Origin of the sequence: Micromonospora sp. SL4-19, assembly GCF_047921475.1 — a bacterium.
In the GTDB taxonomy this organism is placed as follows: Bacteria; Actinomycetota; Actinomycetes; order Mycobacteriales; family Micromonosporaceae; genus Micromonospora.
On sequence record NZ_JBLROB010000026.1, the window covers coordinates 1 to 19,847 of the forward strand.

Sequence of the window (19,847 nt, forward strand, 5' to 3'; positions counted from 1 at the left end):
CCGCCACCAGGGCTGGCTCCCCGAGGAGATGAACCGCACCATCCACGGCGTCGAGCACTGGCTGGCCACCGAATCCGGGCGGGTGATCACCTGCTCCGGCTACATGCGCGACCAGGTCACCCACCTGTTCGACGTACCGGCCGGCCGGATCGACGTGGTCCCCAACGGGGTCGAACCACAGCGCTGGCGGGCGACGGTGGCCGCGGTGACCGCCGCCCGCGCCCGCTTCGCCGGGAACGGCCCCCTGGTCACCTTCGCCGGCCGGCTGGTCTACGAGAAGGGCGTCCAGCACCTGGTGCACGCCGTGCCGTACCTGCGGGACCGGCACCCGGGGCTGCGGGTGGTGATCGCCGGGGACGGCCCGTACCGGGAGGAGCTGGTCGAGCAGGCACGGCTGCTGCACCTCGCCGACACCGTCCGGTTCGCCGGCTTCATGAACGCCACCCAGCTCCCGGCGGTGCTCGCCGCCACCGACGCGACCGTCATCCCCAGCCTCTACGAGCCGTTCGGCATGATCGCCCTGGAGGCGGCCTCCGCCGGGGCGCCACTCGCGGTGGCACACACCGGCGGGCTGGCCGAGATCGTCGAGCCCGGCGTCACCGGGGTGACCTTCCCGCACAGCGACCCGGACGCCCTGGCCGGCGCGGTCGACCAACTGCTCGACGACGAGGTGTTCGCCCGCCGGGTGGCCCGCCGCGCCCGCACCATGGTCGCCGAGCGGTACGCCTGGGCCACCATCGCCGCCCGGACCGCCGACAGCTACACCGCCGCTCGCCGGGAGAACGGCACCCTCCAGGCCCAGCAGGCCGCCGCGCAGCTGGTCGGCGCCCGATCCGCCATCGTCATCCCCGACGGAAATCTGCTGACCGGGGCCGCGAGCTGAACCGCACCGCCCCGACAGGCGATCGACCCTATCCGATCAGTTGGCTATTGTGGACGCTTGCCAGCGGTGAGGTGAGGGGTGCAGGTAGTGATCGCCGGCCGGTACCGCCTGCTCGAACTGGCCGGAAGCGGCGGCATGGGCCGGGTCTGGCGGGCCCGGGACGAGAGGCTGGACCGCGAGGTGGCGGTGAAGCAGGTGGCGGCGCCACCCTGGCTCGCCGAGCACGAACGGGACGAGCTGCATGCCCGGACGCTGCGCGAGGCACGGACCGCCGCCCGGCTCAACCATCCCAACGTGGTCCACGTCTACGACGTGGTCCGGGTCGACGACGACCCATGGCTGGTCATGGAATACGTCCCGTCCCGGTCGTTGCAGGACATCGTGGAAACCGACGGCCCCCTCGACCCCCGGCGCGCCGCCGGGATCGGGCTGGCCGTGCTGGCCGCGCTGCGCGCCGCGCACGACGCCGGGGTGCTGCACCGCGACGTCAAACCCGCGAACGTGCTGCTGGCCCGGGACGGGCGGGTCCTGCTCACCGACTTCGGGCTGGCCGTCTTCGACGGCGGCGACGGGACGATGACCCGGCCCGGGCTGGTTCTCGGCTCCCCGCAGTACGTGTCGCCGGAGCGCGCCGCCGAGGGGGTGTCCAGCGTCGAGGCGGACCTCTGGTCGCTGGGTGCCACGCTGCACACGGCGGTGGAGGGCCGCTCGCCGTATGCCCGGAGCACCGCGATGGCCACTCTCACCGCGCTGGCCAGCCAGCCTCCGGACCCCGCGCCCCACGCCGGCCCGCTCGAACCGGCGCTGGCCGGCCTCCTCCACCGCGACCCCCGCCACCGACTACGCCACGAGGAGGCCGCCCGGTTGCTCACCGTCGCCGCCGGTTCCTCCCCGGTCGCCGACCATGGCCCGGCTGGTCCCGCCGGCCGCGACGGATCCACCGGCTCAGGCGGCATCCCTGAGCCGGGCGACTCCGCCGGATCGGGCGACTACGCCGAACCGGGTGATCGCACCGGGCCGAGCAGTTCTACCAGGCCAGGCGATTCCACCGGGGCGAGCGGCTCCAGCGGACCGGGCGATTCCACCGGGCCGGGTAGTTCCACCGCGCCGGGCGAAGCCGCCGCGGCGGGTGGCCGAGATGTGCCGCCGCCCGACGACCACCCACATCACCGCCGTCGGGCGGCGTTGCGGCGCTGGGGACTTGCTGCGGCGGCGGTCGTGCTGGCCGTGGCGGCCGGGGTCGGCACCGCGCTGGCGGTCACCGGCACGCCGGCCGGGCGACCGCTCGGTGAGCCATCCGGCGAACCACCGCCCGGCAAGCCCTGGGAGCACGAACCGGCCCGGCCCGACCCGCCGGCGGGCGGGCACGGAGTGCCGCCACCGCCGTTCCCGTGTATCCGACCGCACGTGGTCGGCGAGCCGGTGACCCCGGGCCCGCCGCCCGCGGACCGGACGGCCACCCTGCCGGCCGGCTGGATCTGGTACGGCGATGGCGACGGCTTCCGAATCGCCGTGCCGGCCGGCTGGCGGTACCTGCGATCGGGAAACACGACCTGCTTCCAGGACCCCGCCACCCGGCGGACCCTCGGCATCGAGCCCTACCTCGGCGGCAGCTCGGCCCCAACGGCACAGCTGCGCGCATCCGAGCAGTACCTGGTCAACGCCGGCCGGCTGCCCGGCTACGAGCACGTGCGGCTCACCGCGACCGGCGGCGGCGCCGAATGGGAGTGCCGCTGGACCGCCCCGTACGGGGAACGCCTGCACGCCCTGCGGGTGCTGCCCGGCGACGGCGACGGGTGGACGCTCGGCTGGACCACCTCGGACGCCGACTGGACCGCCGCCGCCCCGCAACTGGCGGTCATCCGGCGCAGCTTCCGGCCCGACCGCTCCACCCACTCGGCCGGCTGACGCCACGCATCTCATCCGCCGATAACCACGGCCCTCCCCAGTGGACCGTCCGGGCGATGCCCCTCGACCCGACCGCTTGACTACAGTGGCGTAGTTTTGTCGATCAAGATCTCTGGAGAGGGCGACTCGAGATGATGGGACCGTCCCACGCGCTGTCCGGCGCGGCGGTGTGGCTGACCGGCGCCTGGGCGCTGGACCAGTTCGCCGACTACCACCAGACGCCGCTGGCGCTGGCGGTCGGCACCGCGGTCTGCGCGGGCGGGGCGCTCTTCCCCGACCTCGACCTCTCGGGCAAGGTGACCCGCAACCAGGGCGGGGCGACGGTGGCGCGCACCTTCGGCGTGTTCAGCCTCTTCCTCGCCGAGGTGATGGAAAAGGTCTCGCTGGGCGTCTACTACGCCACCAAACTCAGCAAGGATCCGCGCCGCAACAACGGGCACCGGACGCTGACCCACACCATCCCGTTCACCGTGCTGGTCGGCTGGGGCACCACCGCGCTCTGCGCCCACTACGGCAAGTGGGCGGTGGTCGGCATCCTCTTCTTCATGATCGGGCTGGCGCTGCGTGGCCTGTTCGACGAGTGGGCCGAACGCGCAGGCTGGGTGATCGTCACCCTCGTGTCGGCGGCCGCCGCCTGGTTCACCTTCGCCAACCTCCCCGGCGACCGGGGCTATCCCCTCATCGGCACCGCCGTCGGAGTGGGCTGCTTCGTGCACATCCTCGGCGACATGATCACCCGGGCCGGGGTGCCCATCCTCTGGCCGATCCCGATCAAGCGGCGGATGTGGACGATGATCGGCCTGCCCAACAGCATCGCGCTGCGTACCGGGAGCAAGGCCGAGACCGTCGTGCTGCGGACCGCGATGACCATCCTCGCGGTGCTCGCCGCGGTGGGGCTGGTCGCGCCGTCGGTGCTGCAGCGGTTCAACATTGAGGGGTGACCAACTCTCCCGATCCGCCGGCCGACGGGGCACCGCCGGCCGAGGACGGGGCGGTGCGCCGGTTCTGGCAACGGCTGGGGCTGCCCGGGCTCGCCGACGTGCACACCCATTTCCTGCCGCCGCGGCTGCTCCGCAGGGTGTGGGCGTACTTCGACGCCGCCGGTCCGCTCGTCGGCACCGAGTGGCCGATCCGCTACCGCTGGGATGACGCGCAGCGGGTGGCACACCTGCGCCGGCTGGGGGTCCGGGCTTTCACCGCGCTGGCGTACCCGCACCGGCCCGGGATGGCGGAATCGTTGAACCGGTGGACGCTGGACTTCGCGGCGCGTACCCCGGGATGCCTGCCCTCGGCCACCTTCTTCCCAGAGCCGACGGCCGGGCGGTACGTGGCGGAGGCGCTCGCGGCCGGCGCGCGGGTGTTCAAGGTGCACGTGCAGGTGGGCGGCTTCCCACCCACGGACCCGGCGCTCGAGGGCGTGTGGGGCCTGCTGGCCGAGGCCGGCGTGCCGGTGGTGGTGCACGTCGGACACGCCCCGGTCGGCACCGCGCACACCGGGCCGGAGCCGTTCGCCGCGCTGCTCGCCCGACACTCCCGGCTGACCGCGGTCGTGGCGCACCTGGGCGCCCCGGACTACGCCGCGTTCCTCGACCTGGCCGCCGCCTACGAGCGGGTCACGCTGGACACCACGATGGCGTTCACCCCGTTCTTCGACCGGTTCGTCCCGTTCCCGGCGACGCAGCTGCCCCGGCTGCGCGAGCTGGGGCTGGCCGGCAAGGTGCTGCTCGGCAGCGACTTCCCGAACATCCCGTACCCGTACGCCGAGCAACTCACCGGGCTGGCCGCCCTCGATCTGGGCGACGACTGGCTGCGGGCCGTCTGCTGGAACAACGCCGCCGCGCTGTTCGGCCTGGCCGCAGCCTGAAGCGGCCGACCGGATTCGCCGGGCCTGGTCAGCCCTGTTCGGCTCGGATCTGGGCAGCGGCGGCGTCCCAGCGCCGGGTCAGCCGTCGGGCCATCCACCCGACGCCGCGCGCGGTGAGCGCGTACACGAGGACCGGCGGCAGCACGAGGAGCACGGCGATGCCGGCGACGAGGGGAAGGTGACCGGCGGAGACGTCGGTGGCGACGGCCGCCGCGACGGCGTACCCGGCGGCCAGCACGCCCGCGATGGCAGCAGCCAGCGCCAGCACCCTGCCGGCCCCTCGCTGCCGGCCGGTGGCTTCGGCCACCGCCACGGCCGGCAGAAAGAGCAGCGGCTGCAGGGCCACGCCGTACATCGCCGCGACCAGCACGAGCACCGGCCCGGCCAGCGGACCGCCCGGATCGGACTCGGTGGCCAGCGCGAACGCCAGCAGGCCGAGATAGCCCACGACCGCCTCGGCGACAACCACCAGCCAGGCGGCGGCCATCCCCGCCAGATGGCGGGCGACAGCGTTGACCATGGCGCTCACCTCCCCGTTGCGGGTGGCGACCCGGCCGCCCGGCCCGGAGGTTATCCGAGGCACTGCCAGAGCAGTTGCCCGGCCCGACGCACCACGAGTTCGCCCTCCGGGGCATCGACCTTCCGTACCAGATCAACGCGACGGCCCCTGTGTCCTCACCAGCACCGCGGCGCTGGTCCTGCTCATCCCTGAGGGGATGAGACGAAGTCCTTCGAGCGGATCAGGACGAAGGACAGGGCTCCGCCGATCAAGGTGACGATCGCCGCGACCAACAAAATTTGGTCCAGGGCGCTGGCGAAACTACCGCGGGCGATCTCGGCGAGTAGGCCGTGCTGCTGCGGCGGGGTGGTCGCGAAAAGCCGGTTCACGCTGCCGCTGCGCAGTGCCGTCGAGATCTCGGCGCTGTGCGCGGCGAACGGAGTCCCGGCCGTCTGGGTTCGCACCACAGAGGTCAGCCGGTTGGCGAACAGGGTGCCCAACAGCGCCACGCCGGTAGCGAGACCAACCTGCCGGAAGGTCAGGTTGATGCCCGATGCCATCCCGGATCGCCGTGGCTGCACGACCCCGACGGCGGTAGAGGCCAGCGGTGGGTTGACGAATCCGACGCCGACGCCGGCCACGATCAAACCCGGAATCAGGTGTGTCCACGACGAGGCTGCGGTCAGGCCCCGCATGAGCAGCAACCCGATGCCGACCAGGACCAAACCTGAGCCGATGAGGGCGCGCAGCGGCACCTTGGCGCTCAGCCGTCCCGCTGCGGCGCTGGCGACCAGGACGCCGATGGAGAGGACGAGCAGCCGCACGCCGGTCTGCAGCGCGCTGTAGCCGAGTACGTTCTGCAGGTAGAGGACCACGTAGAGCAGCATGGCGAAGATGCTGAAGGAGAGGCCGAACGCGGCGATGTCGCCGCCGACGAACGTGGGCACGCGGAACAACCGTAGATCGAACATCGGGTGCGTGCTGCGTACCTCGACCACCAAGAAGGCGATGAGCAGCACCGCGGCCGCGGCGAAGCAGGCGACCACCGGTGTCGCCGTGAAGCTGCTGCGTCCGGCTTCGATGAGCGCGTAGATCAAGCAGGCCAGTGCTGCGGAGAAGAGCACGAAGCCCGGCCAGTCCGGGCGCCGGGCCTGTTCGTCGCGCGACTCGACCACCTTCATCAGTGTCAGGACCAGGGCGACGGCACCGACGGGCACGTTGACGAAGAAGATCCACCGCCAGGACAGGCCCGAGACCAACGCGCCGCCGATGATGGGGCCGACGGCTGCGGCGAGCCCGGCCAGGGCGCCCCAGACGCCGAAGGCCGTGCCGCGCTGCGCACCATGGAACGCGTTGGCCAGCAGGGCCAGCGAGACGGAGAACATGATGGCCCCACCGATGCCTTGCAGGCCGCGAGACAGCTCGAGCATGAGCGGGGACTGGGCGAGTCCGCACAGCGCCGACGCGGCGGTGAAGAGGACCAGGCCGATCAGGTAGAGGCGGCGGCGGCCGTACAGGTCCGCCAGCGATCCCGCCGTCAGCAGAAGTGCGGCCAGTGTCAGCGCGTAGGCGTCGACGACCCACTGCACGTCGGAGAAGGACGCGGCCAGCGACGCCTGGATGTCCGGCAGCGCGACGTTCACGATGGTCAGGTCGATCAACAGCATGAACGTGCCCACGCAGACCGCCGTGAGGGTCCACCATTTCGGGTCGACTCCCGAACGTGATGGTTTGTGCGTACCTGAGCTGGCGGCGCCGGTCCGGCTCGGCTCGGTCATAGCCGGGATGGTACCTACGCTCGTGCATATATATGCCCATTTTGGGCGCATAGGTCCACCAAATGCCGGGCAGTGATCAGGCCGGCACAGGTCCGTTTTGTGGCGCGATTGTCGATGCCGTTGCCGATGGTGTTCCGATCATCGGGGCGGTGTGATGCGGGCTTGCCAACAGGGCCGCGAAGTGGGCGACGGTGCTGGCAACCGCGTCGCGGGCGCGGGTGAGGTACGTGCGCGGATCGACGGTGGGCTGGACCCGGCTGGCGTCGCCGGCCAGGAAGTCGCGTATCGCCTGGGTGTAGGAGATGTTCAGGGCTGTGCCGATGTTGACTTTGACCATGCCGGCGGCGACGGCCTGGCGGAGTTGCTGGTCGGGAACGCCGGAGGAGCCGTGTAGCACCAGCGGCACGCTGACGGCGTGGTGCAGTGCGGTGATGAGTTGGTGGTCGAGGATGGCGGTGCGGTCGGTCATCGCGTGGCTGGAGCCGACAGCGACGGCGAGGGCGTCGACGCCGGTGGCCGCGACGTAGGCGGCCGCCTCGTCGGGGTCGGTGCGGGCACCGGGTGCGTGTGCGGGCAGTGGAGGTGCGCCATCTTTGCCGGCGACGGTGCCGAGCTCGGCTTCGATCCACATGCCGTGTTCGTGGGCGAAGCGGGCGGCCACGAGCGTGGCGGCGACGTTGGCGGTGTGGGGTTTGTCCGAGGCGTCGTACATGACGGAGGTGTAGCCGTGCGCGGGCGCCCGGTGCAGCAGCGCTTCGCTCGTGACGTGGTCGAGGTGCAGGCCGACGGGGACCGCCGCGCTGGCGGCGACGGCTGCCACGGCAGCGGTGACGGGGCCGAGCTTGCCGTGATGGAATGCCACGGCGTTCTGGCTGATCTGCAGGATGACGGCCTGGCCGGCATTTTCGGCGCCGGTGACGATCGCTTCGGCGTGTTCGAGGGTGATGACGTTGAACGCGGCCACCGCGTGGCGGCGGGTAGCGGCGGCCGCGACGATCTCACCGGTGGGTATCAGCGGCATGATCCGGTTCTCCTCGATGCGGGTCGCCGGTGGCGGTGATGTCGGCTCGGGTGACGGTGACGGCTGTGCGTAGGCGGACGGCGGTGCTGGCGCAGAACTCTCCTGCGGCCGGGGCGGCCACCGCGGCAGCGGAGAGGGCAACGGCGTCGGTGAGCATCTCCGGCCACGGGCGTTCGTGGGCGAATCCCGCGGCGAGGGCGGCGACGACGGCGTCACCGGCGCCGGTGGGGTTTCCGTCCACGGGTCCGGGCTGGACTGCGGTGTAGGCGCCATCGTCGGTGTGCACGGCCAGCCCGGCCGGGCCCAACGAGGCGACGACTGCGGTGCGGCGGCCGGCCCGCAGTACCTGCGCCGCGTGCAGCGCCTGGGCGTGGGTTGCGGTGGGCAGCCCGGTGACCTCGGCGAGCTCAGTGGCGTTCGGTTTGATCAGGTCGGGTTCGGCGGTCAGGCCGTGGCGCAACGCGTGACCGTCGGCGTCGAGCAGCACCCGGGCGCCGGCGTCCTTGGCGATGACGGTGAGTTGCCGGTAGCTGTCGTCGGGCAGTCCGGGGGGCAGGCTGCCGGACAGCACCACGACGGTGGCCTGCCGGGCCCGGGTGCGGAAGCCATCGAGGAAGGTGGCCCACTCGGTGGGCAGAACCGTGGGGCCGGGCTCCCACAGCCCGGTTGCCTGCTGGTTGTCCTGCACGACGACGGTGCGCCGGGACTGCCCGGTGATCGGGGTGAGGTCGGTGCTGATGGCTTCCGCGGCGAGCAGGGCAGTGAGCTCCGCGCCGGTGGTGCCGCCGGCCAGGCCGCAGACGATGACGTGTTCGCCGAGGGTGTGCAGGACCCGAGCGACGTTGATGCCTTTGCCTCCGGCGCGGGTGATGACCTGGCCGACGCGGTGGGCGTGCCCGGGGCGCAGGGCCGGCACCTGGTAGGTGACGTCGAGCGCGGCGTTGAGGGTGACAGTCAGGATCATGCGGGCCCCCCGTCCCCGCCGACAGGGGCTAGCGGCGAGACCGCCGGAAGTGCTCCCGCCGGAAGTTCATGGTCAACTATGGCCAGGAGGGAAGCGAGGGTCGGCTGGGCGGCTGTTCCGCCCTCGGCTCGGGTGGACAGCGAGCCGGCTGCGGCCGCCATCGCGACGCAGCGCTCGATCGGTTGTCCCGCCAGGAAACCAGCGAGGAATCCGGCGTTGAAGCTGTCGCCCGCCCCGGTCGTGTCCACGACCTCGACGGCCAGCCCCGACGCGCTGCACGAACCGCCCGGCCACCACGCCCGCGCACCCGCCGCGCCCGCCTTCAGCACAACCGTGGTCCCCAAAGCTGCGGCCGCCGCCCGCGGGTCCTCGATGCCCGTGATCGCCGCCAACTCCACCTCGTTGGGCAGGAAGACATCCGTGTACGCGAGGACATCGCGTACGCCGTCCCACCGCCCGGCGGGGTCCCAGTTGGTGTCCAGCGACGTCGTGATGCCGAGCGACCGAGCCCGGGCAAAGAGATCGGGCAGCTCGGCGGCGAGGCGCGGCTGGAGGAAGTACGAGGACACGTGCAGGTGGCGGATACCGGCCAGGTCCACGTCGGACGCGCTGAGCGCACCGATGGCGCCGGGCAGCGTGAAGATGGCTCGGTCGTGCGCGGAGAGGATCACCGAGAGACCGGTCGGCTCGGCGACGACACGGAGGCCGCGGACGTCCACCCCACGTGCGGTGAGCGCCTCCCGCACGAACGCACCGTAGAGATCGTCGCCGACAGCCGCCAGCAGCTTCACCCGTACGCTCAAATGTGCGGCACCGGCGGCGGTGATGGCGGCGGACCCGCCGAGAACGAGTTCCGCGGCGTCGAGCAGTTGCTCGGCCTGACCCCAGCGTGGCGCGACGTCGCCGCGCAGCACGAGGTCGGGGTTGGCGTCGCCCACGACGAGCAGGTCGTTCATCCCTTGAGCCCGGTGAAGGTCATGGTGGCGACGAAGCGCTTCTGGGCGGCGATGAAGGCGATGATGAGTGGGAGCGTCGCGACGACGTTGCCCGCCATCAACAGCGACCACTGCGTTCGCCTGGTGCCCTGGAACATCGTGAGCCCTACCTGGAGGGTGTACCAGCGATCGTCGCTGATGGCGACGAGTGGCCAGATGAGGTCGTTCCAGGACGACAGCAGGGTGAGGAGCGCGAGCGCGGCGAGCGCGGGCCGGGCGAGCGGGAGCACGATGCGGAAGAAGATCTGCACGGTGGAGGCGCCGTCGATGGCGGCGGCTTCCTCCAGCTCCGCGGGGAGCGACAGGAAGAACTGGCGCATGAGGAAGACGCCGAAAGCCGCCGCGAGCCAGGGCACGAACGCGGCCGCGAGCGTATCGACGAAGCCGAGCCTGGCGAACATGAGGTACGTCGGAATCATGAGCAGCTGCGTGGGGATCATGACGGTCGCGACCATGAGGATGAAGCCCACGTTCTTGCCGGGGAAGGACAGGCGCGCGAAGCCGTACCCGGCGAGCGAACAGAGCACGAGGTGCGCGACGATCGCGATGAACGCCACCAGGATCGTGTTGAGCAGCCAGCGCAGGATGTGCGACTGCGTGAACAGGTCGGTGTAGCCGTCGAGGTGCAGCGACGTCGGGATGAGCTTCGGCGGGAAGCGGTTGATCTCCTTGTCGGACATGAACGACGTGAGGATCATCTGTACCAGCGGCAGCACGAACAGCAGCGCCAGCGGCATGAGCAGCAGGTGCCATGGGCTGAACGGCAGCAGCCGTCGGCGGGAGCGCCGAGGCAGGGCCGGCGGCGCCTGGTGGGCGGGAGCAGTCGCCTGGTAGGCGGGAGCGGCCATCAGAACGCCTCCATCCTGGAGCGCCGCGAGTACCAGAAGATGCCGAGCGTCAGCAGTATCGTGACGGCGAACAGCCCGTACGCGATCGCGGAGCCGTAGCCGAAGCGCTGCGTCTGGAACGCCAGCTTGTAGATGTAGTAGACGACTGTCTCGGTGGATTGCAGCGGCCCGCCGCGGGTCGTCGTGTAGACGAGGTCGAAAAGCTGGACCGCTGTGATCGTCTGCCACACCGCCACGAAGACGGTCACCGGCCGCAGCTGGGGCAGGACGACGTGCCAGAAGACCCGCCACCTCCCGGCGCCGTCCACGGTGGCCGCCTCCATCAGGGCGACCGGGACGTCCTGCAACGCCGCGAGGTAGATGACTGCCGTGAAGCCGATCTCGCCCCAGAGCGCGATGACGCAGATGACGACGAGAGCCTGCGACGGGCTCTCCAGGAACTGCTGGGCGGGCAGGTGCAACCGGCGCAGGACGTCGTTCGCCGCGCCGAACTGCGGGTTGAAGACGAAGCTGGCGAGGATGCCGGTGGCCGCGGCCGACGCGACGTAGGGGATGAAGATGCAGGTCCGATAGAAGGCAACGAATCTGATCTTCTGGTTGAGCGCGATCGCGATGAGCATGCCGAGCAGGATCGAGGACGGCACGAACAGCGCGGTCAGCCACAGCGTGTGCCCGACCGCCGCGGCGGCCTGCGGGTCTTGCACCATCGTCTGGTAGTTACCCCAGCCGACCGGCTTCGCCGGCGCGATCCCGTTCCACTTCGTCCGCGAGATCAGGAACGCCCATACCGCCGGGAAGATCGACAGACCGAGGATGGGAATGGCGGCCGGGCCGACGAAGGCCCAGCCGGTGAGCGCCCTGCGTGTCCGCCTCGGCTTGCGGGGCGTCACCGTGGTGGCGCGGCCCCTCGAGAGTGCGAAGGTCGTCATCGGTGCCTCAGCCGCGCAGCGCGACGACGGACTGCTGAGCCGCCTTGTCGAGGGCCTCCTTGGGTTTCGACGCGCCCTGCAGGACCGACGAGATCGCCTGGCCGACGTAGCCCGACACCTCCGGGTACGCCTCGATCGTCGGGCGGGCCTGCTTGGCGTTGGCGAGGTTGTCGAAGAACTTCTGGGCTCCGGGGTACTGCGCGCAGTAGTCCTGGAACTCCTTGGTGCCCGCCTCAGACGAGCGCAGCGGCAGGTTACCGTTGGGGAGGTTCCAGCGGATGTCGGTGTCCTTGCTGGTCAGCCACTGCAGGAAGGCACGCGCGGCGCCGGCCCGGTTGGGGTCGGAGTGGTCGAACGTGACCCACACGTCGGGGCCGGAGATCGTCTGGTGGTCCCCGTTGAACCCCGGCAGGTACGCCACCCCGTAGTTGACCTTCGCGTCGGTGAGGTCGTAGAGCTCCCACGGGCCGGAGATCATCATCCCGATACGGTTGGCGTTGAAGAGCTGGCGGTACTTCTCGTCGGTCTGGTCGAGGTACATCGACTTGTCGTCGACCGCGATCTGGCGCAGCGTCTCCAGGGCGGCGACCCCGGCGTCGGAGTTGAAGGCCGGTTTGTCCCCGTCGACGATCTTGCCGCCGTGTTGCCAGAGCAGGGGCCACAGGTGCCACGTCGTGTCCTCGCCGCCCGACACCGAGTACGCCGTCCCGTAGAGGTTCTTCGACGTGTCAGTCAGCTTCTTCGCGGCGGCCCGGAAGTCGTCCCAGCTCCACTGGTCGGTCGGGTACGCCAGGTGCGCGGCGTCGAAGAGCGTCTTGTTGTAGATGAGCGCCAGGTTGTCGACGAGCGCTGGCACGCCGATGACCTTTCCGTCGACTGTGGCCGTCGTGCGCGCCGCTTCGGGGATCTCGTCCCAGGCGATCTGCGGATCGGCGACCCACTGCGTCAGGTTCTGCGTACGCCCGCTCGCGGCGAGCTGCCCGGCCCAGCTGCCGTAGGCGTACGAGATGTCGGGGTAGGTGCCGCTCGCAAACCCGGCGGACAGCTTCGTCAGCAGCTCATCCGTGGTGGAAGCGCCGGCGGACGTGTTCACCGTGATGTGAGGGTGCGAGGCGTGGAACTCGGCCGCAAGCTTCTCGGCCAGCGTCTCGGCGTCCTTCGACTGGCCGGTCCACCAGGTGATGGTGACGTCGGTGTTCGGGTCGTAGCCCGCCGCCGCGTCCTTCGTGTTGTCGATCGGTATCGCGCTGGTGCAGCCGGCCAGCAGGCCGAGGGCGAGAACGGCGCCGCCGAGAGCGCGGTGCCGGGCGTTCCAGAAGCTCTTCATGGCGTACCTCACGGGATGGATGCGAGATCAGGTGCGTGCCAGGATCACCGAACGCGTGAGCAGCCGCGGCTCGTCCGGGTTGAGGCCCCGGTGTGCGGCCAGCGCGGTCGCGAACCGCTGCGCGAGGACGAGCCCCGCGAGCGGATCAAGGCCGTCATGGTGCAGCCGCGCTCCGGTCGCGGCCACGGTCTCCGTCATGCCCTCCGGCATGGCCCCGAAGACCCACACCAGGCTGCGCGGACCGGCGACGGCCATCGGGCCGTGCCGGAAGTCCATCGCCGGGTACGACTCCGACCATGCCTGCGCGGCCTCGCGCACCTTCAGCGCCGCCTCGTGCGCGAGGCCGATCGTCCAGCCCGTGCCGAGGAAAACGACATGGTCAACATCGGCCGGCGGGGCGGGCAGGTCGGCAGCGAGCGCGGCATCCGCGTCGATCGCCCATTTCTCCCCCAGGGCAGTGCGCACAACGGCGAGCACGGTTGTCGGAAAGCGGGTCTGCACCACACTGCGCTCGTCGGCGAAGTCGAGGACGAGCACGTCGTCGCTGCGCTGGGCGACGGGAGTGCCCGCCACGGCGACGACCGCCGTTTTGCGCAGGGACTGCGGCAGCTTGCCGAGCGCGTCGAGCACCTCCGTCGTCGTACCTGACCGGCTGAAGGCCACGACGCGGTCGTAGCCGCGCGTACCGGTCACCTCGGAGGCGCAGACCGCGTCCGTCTCGCCGAAGCCCGCCCCCTCGCGCAGGGCCGCGTAGGCCTCGGCGACGAACCACGACGTGCCACAGCCGATGGCGAGGACGCGCTCGCCGGGAGCGGCAAGCATGTCGCCGGCTGCCTCGATCAGACTGTCGTCGCTGAGCGCCCGCCGCCAGACGGCGGGCTGGCTGTCGATCTCGGACCCGGTCACGTTCATGGCGGGAGGGTATGCTCGTTTCTGCTCGGTAATCAATGACGAACGTCCAAATGAACAGTTTTGCTTGCGCGTTTCACCGCGTAGCACTTTCCCCGCCTAGCGGCGCACCGGTACGCGCAGCTCATCGGCGATCAGCTCCCCGTGCGCGGCGGTCAGTTCGTCGCAGAGTGCCCAGATCGCGTCCACCGTCAGGGTCGCGGCGGCGTTCGGATCCACCTGCGCGGCGAGGCGTACCAGACGGGGGTCGCCGGTGACGGCGGCCTTGACGGTGAGCTCGCCGACCGAGGCGAAGCTCCGGTTCAGCGCGGCGCACTGGATCGGCAGGTCCCCGACATACTCCGGTCGTACGCCCTGCTCATCGACGACGCACGGGACCTCGACGGCGTAGTCCCGCGGCAGGTTCGTGACCAGTCCGGTGTTGCGGACGTTCGCGTGGATACGCCGCATCGTCCCGGTCTCGATGCTGTGTATCACCTGCGGCGCGTACTCGGTGGCGTCGCGGTCGATCGGCAGCGGCTCGCCCGCCTTGAGGCCGTCCCGTACGCGCTCGTACTCCTCGACGTTCTCGCGGCTGATCCGCAGGTAGTCGCCGACGGGGATGCGCAGCCGGGCGACCTCCTCGTCGTGGTGCAGGTACCACGGCACGTACTCGGAGGAGTGCTCGCTCGTCTCGGTGGGGTAGTAGCCGAGCGACCGGTACATGTCGACGCGTACGCGCCGGCGCAGCTCGGGATCCTTGGCGATGGCAGCGTCGAGGAGGGGGTAGAGGTCTTCACCGTCCCTGGTCCAGTGCATCAGCCAGGCCTGGTGGTTGAGGCCGGCGGCACGGTAGCTCACGGCGTCGAAGGGAACGCCGATGACCTCGCACAATCCGCGCACGGTCCAGTAGACGGAGTGGCAGAGGCCGACCGCCTTGAGCTCGGGCGCCACCGCCGCGAGGTAGCCGATGTTCATCGCCATCGGGTTGGTGTAGTTGAGCAGCCAGGCGTCCGGGCAGATCTCGCGCATGTCCTCCGCGATGCCCTTGAGCACCGGAAACGTGCGCAGAGCGCGGAAGATGCCGCCGACGCCGAGGGTGTCGCCGATCGTCTGGCGCAGCCCGTACCTCGCCGGTATCTCGAAGTCGTGGACGGTCGCGGCGTACATGCCGACCTGGATCGCGTTGATCACGTAGGTCGCGCCGCCGAGCGAGGTACGTCGATCGAGGCTGGTGCGGATCTTCGGGCTCGCCCCGAGTTGCTCCGCGGTACGCCGGGCGATCGCCTCGGCAGTGGCCAGCCGCCCGGGGTCGATGTCGTGCAGCGACAGCGTCACGTCCCGCAGTTCGGCGAAGGAGAGGATGTCGGCGAGCAACTCACGCGTGAACACGACGCTGCCTGCGCCGAGGAAGGTGATCACAGCCATCTGCGGATTTTCTGCCTACACGAGCGGCCTGGCAAGCTCTTCTTGGTCAAACGAGCGTAAATGAACTAGCTTGATTGCGCGTTTGTGTTCATGACTTGGCAGGGAGCTCGCATGGCTCGCAGCACGTTGCGTCGCGCCGACCGGGTGTCGACGATCCTGGACCGCATCTCGAGCGACGGCTCCGTCGATGCTCGGGCGCTGGCGAAGGAGTTCGCCGTCTCGGTCGCGACCATCCGCCGTGACCTGCAGACGCTGGAGGACCAGAAGCTCCTCAACCGTACGCACGGCGGTGCCATCGCGGCCGAGGTCAGCTACGAGCTGCCGGTCCGCTACCGCGTCGGTCAGCACCGGGAAGAGAAGCTGGCGATCGCGCGGACGGCCGTCTCCCGGCTGCCGCACGGGCCGCTCACGGTTGGATTGACCGGCGGCACCACCACCCACGCGGTGGCGCGCCTGCTCGCCGACCGCTTCGATCTGGCGGTCGTCACCAACGCGCTCAACATCGCGGCCGAATTGGCGCTGCGTCCTCGGCTGAAGCTCGTCATGACCGGTGGCGTATCACGTACGCAGTCCTATGAGCTGGTCGGCCCGATCGCCGACCGCACCCTCGCCGGGCTCAACATCGAGGTGGCGATCGTGGGGGTGGACGGAATCTCCGCACGTGCCGGCCTGACGACGCACGACGACATCGAGGCGAACACGAACGCCACGATGATCCGCCAGGCGCAGCGCGTCATCGTCGTCGCAGACGGCTCCAAGGTCGGCCGCGTCCACCTCGCCCGCATCTGTGCGCTGCAAGACATCGATGAGTTCATCACCGACGCCAGCGCCGACCCGGCCGCGCTGGCCGCCATCTCCGCCACCGGAGCGACCGTCACGGTCGCCGCCTCCGATTCGCGTTGATCAGGGACTTCACGCTCGGGTGCCCAAAACGCGCATCGAAAGATGTGCACTTGTGCGTGGGTTATCGACGTCTGCGAGTACGGCTTGGTCTAATCGCTCGAACGCGAGTGCTGGCCGGTGGCGGGGCGTTCGATCCCGTCGCCGGCCACGGGCCCGGCCGTGGGGCCGGGGTCGAGTACTCAACAGCCTCGCACCCTCAGCGGAGGTCAGTCATGACACGTCTTCGCATCTCCCTGGCTCTCGCCGCCGCGTCCCTGATCGCGACCGCGGCGCTTGCCGTCCTGAACACCGCGCCCGCCTCGGCTGCGCCCGCGCCACCGGCCCCCGTCCCCTGCGTCGGGTGCTGGCATCCACCCCTGCGAACGAGCTGGAACTGGGTGCTCTCCGCCGTCCCGAAGCCGCCCTACCGGCCGGTGTCCATGTACGACGTCGACGGCTTCAACAACAGTGCGGCCGACGTGGCCTCGCTGCACGCCGCCGGGATCAAGGCCGTCTGCTACCTCTCCGCGGGCTCCTGGGAGAACTGGCGGCCGGACGCCGCGCAGTTCCCGGCGGCGGTCCTCGGGCGTACCAACGGGTGGCCCGGCGAGAAGTGGCTCGACATCCGGGAGATCCAAAGCGCCAACAGCGCTCTGCGGTCCATCATGGACGCCCGGCTCGACATGTGTAAGCAGAAGGGCTTCGACATGGTTGAGCTGGACAACGTGGACGGTTACCTCAACAAGACAGGCTTTGCGCTCACCGCGGCCGACCAGCTCTATTACAACGCCGTACTGGCCAACGACTCGCACGCCCGAGGCCTGAGCGTCCTGCAGAAGAACGACAACGAGCAGATCCCGGCCCTACTGCCGTACTTCGACGGCGCGCTCAACGAGCAGTGCAACCAGTACAAGGAATGCACCACGGCGCAGAACGGCTCCTTCGGCCTCGACCAGTACATCGCCGCGGGCAAGCCGGTCTTCCAGGCCGAGTACAAGCTCACCACCTCGTCGTTCTGCGCTGCCGACAACGGCGCAAACTTCAACGGCGTCCGGTTCGCGCTGAACCTGGACGACACTGTCTTCCAACCCTGTCGGTAGAAGCGGCTGGGCCGACGACCGGCGGGCCGGGGACACGTGGCGCCCCGGCCCGCCAGCGTTTCTCCGATCAGAAGGGTGCGCCGCGGTGGCCAGCGGTCAGACGCCGACGCGCTGTTCGGGGATGGAGAGGCCGTAGAGCGCCATCAGCTCGGGGCTGTCGATCCGGTTGCCGTCGGCCACCGAGTCGCAGGAGATGTCGACGATCTGGTCCTTGTGCGCCAGCAGGTACGGCCGGGCGCCCACATCGGCGCTGGCCAGGGTGGCTATGCCGGACCAGTGCCGGCGGCCGAAGAGCATCGGGTAGCCGCGCAGCCCGTCGTAGGTGGCGCAGACGAGCACGTCCGGGTACGGCAGGGCGACCACCCGCCGGACCGCGGCGGCGGTGAGCCCGGGCATGTCGACCGGCACCACGACCACCGCCTCGATCCCCTCGTCGGTCAGCGCGGCCAGGCCGGCCCGGATGGAGGAGCCCACCCCGGTCCCCCACGCCCGGTTGACCACCACGGTGGCCCCGGTCAGGTCCGTCGTCTCGCGGACCTGGTCGGCCGCCGCGCCCAGCACGACCACGATCTGCTCGCAGCCGGCCTCACCCATTGTGTCGATCATCCGGTTCACCAGGGGTTTCTCCCCCTGGTGCAGCAACGCCTCGGGTCCGCCGATCCGACGGCCCCCACCAGCGGCGATGATCATTCCTGCGATCCGGTTCAGCAGTGCCCCCTCGACCAGGGGGACGGAGCGGCGCGGCCGCGCTCGGTCCATCCCGTCGTACGCACAACGGACCAACGAGCGCCCGCGCGAGCGGGTAGCGGGGCAAAACGGAAAATTGCGCGGCTATGCGGCGTCGGCGTAACAGTTGACGATGGACAGGTCGAGCGGGAAACGCACCGGAGTGTCACCGAAGAGCAGCCGGGTGGCTCGGTCGCCCGCGGCCGTGACCGCCGACGCGACGACGTCGGCCCGCTCCTGCGGGCAGTGCACGATCACCTCGTCGTGCTGAAAGAAGACCAGGTCGGCCCCGGTGCCCGCGAGGGCCGTGCGGAGCGTGGCCAGCAGTGTGGATGCCCACTCGGCGGCGGTGGCCTGGATGACGAAGTTGCGGGTGAACCGGCCACGGGACCGGGCGGCCCGGGCCCGGGGCCCCTGCGGGTCCGCCCCGGCGTCCGGGTCCGCCTCCTCTCCGTCACCGAAGCCCACCGAACCCGGCGGGCAGGTACGCCCCAGCCACGAGCGCACCAGGCCACCCGCCTCCCCCGTGCGGGCGGCGGCCTCGACGTACCCGAACGCGGTCGGGTAGTTGCGTTTGAGCACCGCGAGAGCGGGCAGCGCCGCGCCGCCGGTCTGCCCGTACATGGCGCCGAGCAGGGCCACCTTGGCGCGGGCCCGGTCACCGGCGAAGGCGTCCCGGGCCAGGGCGGCGTAGAGGTCGCCGGCGCCACCGGCGGCGGCCAGCCGGTCGTCCCCGGAGACCGCGGCGAGCACCCGCGGTTCGAGCTGCCCCGCGTCGGCCACCACGAACGTCCAGCCGGGATCGGCCACCACCGCACGCCGGATCACCTTCGGGATCTGCAGCGCCCCGCCGCCCCGGGTGGCCCACCGGCCGGACACCACCCCGCCGGGCACGTACTCGGGGTGGAACCGGCCGCCGAAGACCCAGGCGTCCCGCCACGACCAGCCGTGCGCCGTCCAGATCCGGTAGAGCTCCTTGTATTCCAGGACCAGCGGCACCGCAGGATGCTCCACCCCGCGCAGCACCCAGGCCCGGGTGTTCGGCAGCTCGACGCCGGCCCGGGCGAACGCCTTCAGCAGCTCCGCCGGGGAGTCGGCGTGCAGCTGACGTACGCCGAACGCCTCGGCGATCCGGGCAGCCAACTCGGCCAGCCGCCGTGGCGGCCCGCCGACCGGCGACGCCTCGCCGAGCAGGTCGGCGAGGATCGCGTCGTGCACGTCGGCCCGCCACGGCAGGCCGGACGCCCCCATCTCGGCGGCGATCAGCGCACCGGCCGACTCGGCGGCGACCAGCAGCCGGAACCGGCCGGGATGCGCGGTCGCCGCGATCCGGTCGAGCTGGTCGGCGTACACCCGGGTCAACGCCTCGATGCCCGGACCGGGTGGGCCGGACGGCGCGTCGAAGAGCGCGCCCTGGCCGTGGCCGGGCGGCTCCGGCGGGCGGGGCGCCGGGTCGGGCGGCACCGATGCGCCGGTCAGCCGGGCCCAGGCCGCGGCGAGCGAGCGGGGCTCGCCCCACCGGCCGTCGTGCCCGAGCAACAGCGCCTCGGTGAGCTCGACGTCGTGGCAGCGGTCCAGCCGGACGCCGGCGCGCAGCAGCGCCGGGTAGACGGTGGCACCGGTGGCCCAGACCCAGCGAGGAGCCTCTGCGGCCTCCCGGGCGGCCACCGCGGCGGCCAGGTCGGCCACCGGTTCGGCCGGACCGCTGGGCCGGCCGACGGGGTCGAGGGGTTGCAGTACTCCCCCGCCCCGTTCGTCCGATACCACCGCCACCAGCACGGGCGTGATTCTGCCTCGCCCCTCCGAC

General features: G+C 71.0%; 18 protein-coding genes. 6 read left to right on the forward strand and 12 right to left on the reverse strand.

The features are described from left to right. The 4 genes from ACNAVT_RS24390 to ACNAVT_RS24405 all read left to right on the forward strand — a co-directional run. Nucleotides 1-883: glycosyltransferase family 4 protein (locus tag ACNAVT_RS24390; RefSeq protein WP_416299486.1), on the forward strand; the 883-nt coding region annotated here is incomplete at its 5' end. Between the two features lie 78 nt (nt 884-961). Next, complete coding sequence (locus ACNAVT_RS24395; RefSeq protein ID WP_416299487.1) at nt 962-2,791, forward strand: protein kinase domain-containing protein; 1,830 nt, start codon at nt 962-964, stop codon at nt 2,789-2,791. 131 nt (nt 2,792-2,922) lie between these two features. After that, entirely contained in the window at nt 2,923-3,732 is an 810-nt protein-coding gene (locus ACNAVT_RS24400; protein WP_416299488.1) for a metal-dependent hydrolase, read from the forward strand. A 53-nt stretch (nt 3,733-3,785) separates the two neighbouring features. Beyond that, entirely contained in the window at nt 3,786-4,655 is an 870-nt protein-coding gene (locus ACNAVT_RS24405) for an amidohydrolase family protein (protein WP_416299568.1), read from the forward strand. Between the two features lie 28 nt (nt 4,656-4,683). Here the strand turns inward: ACNAVT_RS24405 and ACNAVT_RS24410 are convergent, their stop codons facing one another. The 10 genes from ACNAVT_RS24410 to ACNAVT_RS24455 form a co-directional block, all read right to left on the reverse strand. Beyond that, nucleotides 4,684-5,175, reverse strand: coding sequence for a hypothetical protein (locus ACNAVT_RS24410; protein ID WP_416299489.1), 492 nt, complete (start codon nt 5,173-5,175; stop codon nt 4,684-4,686). Nucleotides 5,176-5,357: 182 nt separating this feature from the next. Continuing rightward, complete coding sequence (locus ACNAVT_RS24415) at nt 5,358-6,932, reverse strand: DHA2 family efflux MFS transporter permease subunit (protein WP_416299490.1); 1,575 nt, start codon at nt 6,930-6,932, stop codon at nt 5,358-5,360. A 76-nt stretch (nt 6,933-7,008) separates the two neighbouring features. Further along, on the reverse strand, nt 7,009-7,896 hold the full coding sequence (locus ACNAVT_RS24420; protein ID WP_416299491.1) for a class II fructose-bisphosphate aldolase: 888 nt from the start codon (nt 7,894-7,896) through the stop codon (nt 7,009-7,011). Nucleotides 7,897-7,930: 34 nt separating this feature from the next. After that, nucleotides 7,931-8,917 carry a 1-phosphofructokinase family hexose kinase gene (locus ACNAVT_RS24425; protein WP_416299492.1) on the reverse strand — a complete coding sequence of 329 codons (987 nt, stop codon included), beginning with the start codon at nt 8,915-8,917 and terminating at the stop codon, nt 7,931-7,933. Further along, nucleotides 8,914-9,873: a carbohydrate kinase family protein gene (locus ACNAVT_RS24430; RefSeq protein WP_416299493.1), complete on the reverse strand. Its 960-nt coding sequence runs from the start codon at nt 9,871-9,873 to the stop codon at nt 8,914-8,916. The genes ACNAVT_RS24425 and ACNAVT_RS24430 overlap by 4 nt, the downstream gene beginning before the upstream one ends. Beyond that, nucleotides 9,870-10,649, reverse strand: coding sequence for a carbohydrate ABC transporter permease (locus tag ACNAVT_RS24435; protein WP_416299494.1), 780 nt, complete (start codon nt 10,647-10,649; stop codon nt 9,870-9,872). Before ACNAVT_RS24435 ends, ACNAVT_RS24430 begins: the two co-directional genes overlap by 4 nt. A gap of 110 nt (nt 10,650-10,759) precedes the next feature. After that, entirely contained in the window at nt 10,760-11,689 is a 930-nt protein-coding gene (locus tag ACNAVT_RS24440) for a carbohydrate ABC transporter permease (RefSeq protein ID WP_416299495.1), read from the reverse strand. 7 nt (nt 11,690-11,696) lie between these two features. After that, a complete protein-coding gene (locus tag ACNAVT_RS24445) occupies nt 11,697-13,028 on the reverse strand; it encodes an ABC transporter substrate-binding protein (RefSeq protein ID WP_416299496.1) in 1,332 nt (443 codons plus the stop codon). Nucleotides 13,029-13,043: 15 nt separating this feature from the next. Beyond that, on the reverse strand, nt 13,044-13,928 hold the full coding sequence (locus ACNAVT_RS24450) for an SIS domain-containing protein (protein ID WP_416299497.1): 885 nt from the start codon (nt 13,926-13,928) through the stop codon (nt 13,044-13,046). Between the two features lie 96 nt (nt 13,929-14,024). Beyond that, nucleotides 14,025-15,332, reverse strand: coding sequence for an alpha-glucosidase/alpha-galactosidase (locus ACNAVT_RS24455; RefSeq protein ID WP_416299498.1), 1,308 nt, complete (start codon nt 15,330-15,332; stop codon nt 14,025-14,027). 111 nt (nt 15,333-15,443) lie between these two features. Between ACNAVT_RS24455 and ACNAVT_RS24460 the strand changes: the two genes are divergently transcribed. Together ACNAVT_RS24460 and ACNAVT_RS24465 are read left to right on the forward strand one after the other, a co-directional pair. After that, complete coding sequence (locus tag ACNAVT_RS24460; protein ID WP_416299499.1) at nt 15,444-16,235, forward strand: DeoR/GlpR family DNA-binding transcription regulator; 792 nt, start codon at nt 15,444-15,446, stop codon at nt 16,233-16,235. A 212-nt stretch (nt 16,236-16,447) separates the two neighbouring features. Beyond that, nucleotides 16,448-17,314, forward strand: a complete 867-nt coding sequence (locus ACNAVT_RS24465) for an endo alpha-1,4 polygalactosaminidase (protein WP_416299500.1) — start codon at nt 16,448-16,450, stop codon at nt 17,312-17,314. 96 nt (nt 17,315-17,410) lie between these two features. On the opposite strand, the gene ACNAVT_RS24470 is transcribed toward ACNAVT_RS24465, so the two are convergent. Both ACNAVT_RS24470 and ACNAVT_RS24475 read right to left on the reverse strand, forming a co-directional pair. Continuing rightward, on the reverse strand, nt 17,411-18,004 hold the full coding sequence (locus ACNAVT_RS24470) for a nucleotidyltransferase family protein (protein WP_416299570.1): 594 nt from the start codon (nt 18,002-18,004) through the stop codon (nt 17,411-17,413). A gap of 141 nt (nt 18,005-18,145) precedes the next feature. Beyond that, the gene (locus ACNAVT_RS24475; RefSeq protein ID WP_416299501.1) at nt 18,146-19,819 is read right to left on the reverse strand and encodes a bifunctional 3'-5' exonuclease/DNA polymerase; all 1,674 of its coding nucleotides are present in this window, start codon (nt 19,817-19,819) and stop codon (nt 18,146-18,148) included. Nucleotides 19,820-19,847 lie beyond the last annotated feature (28 nt).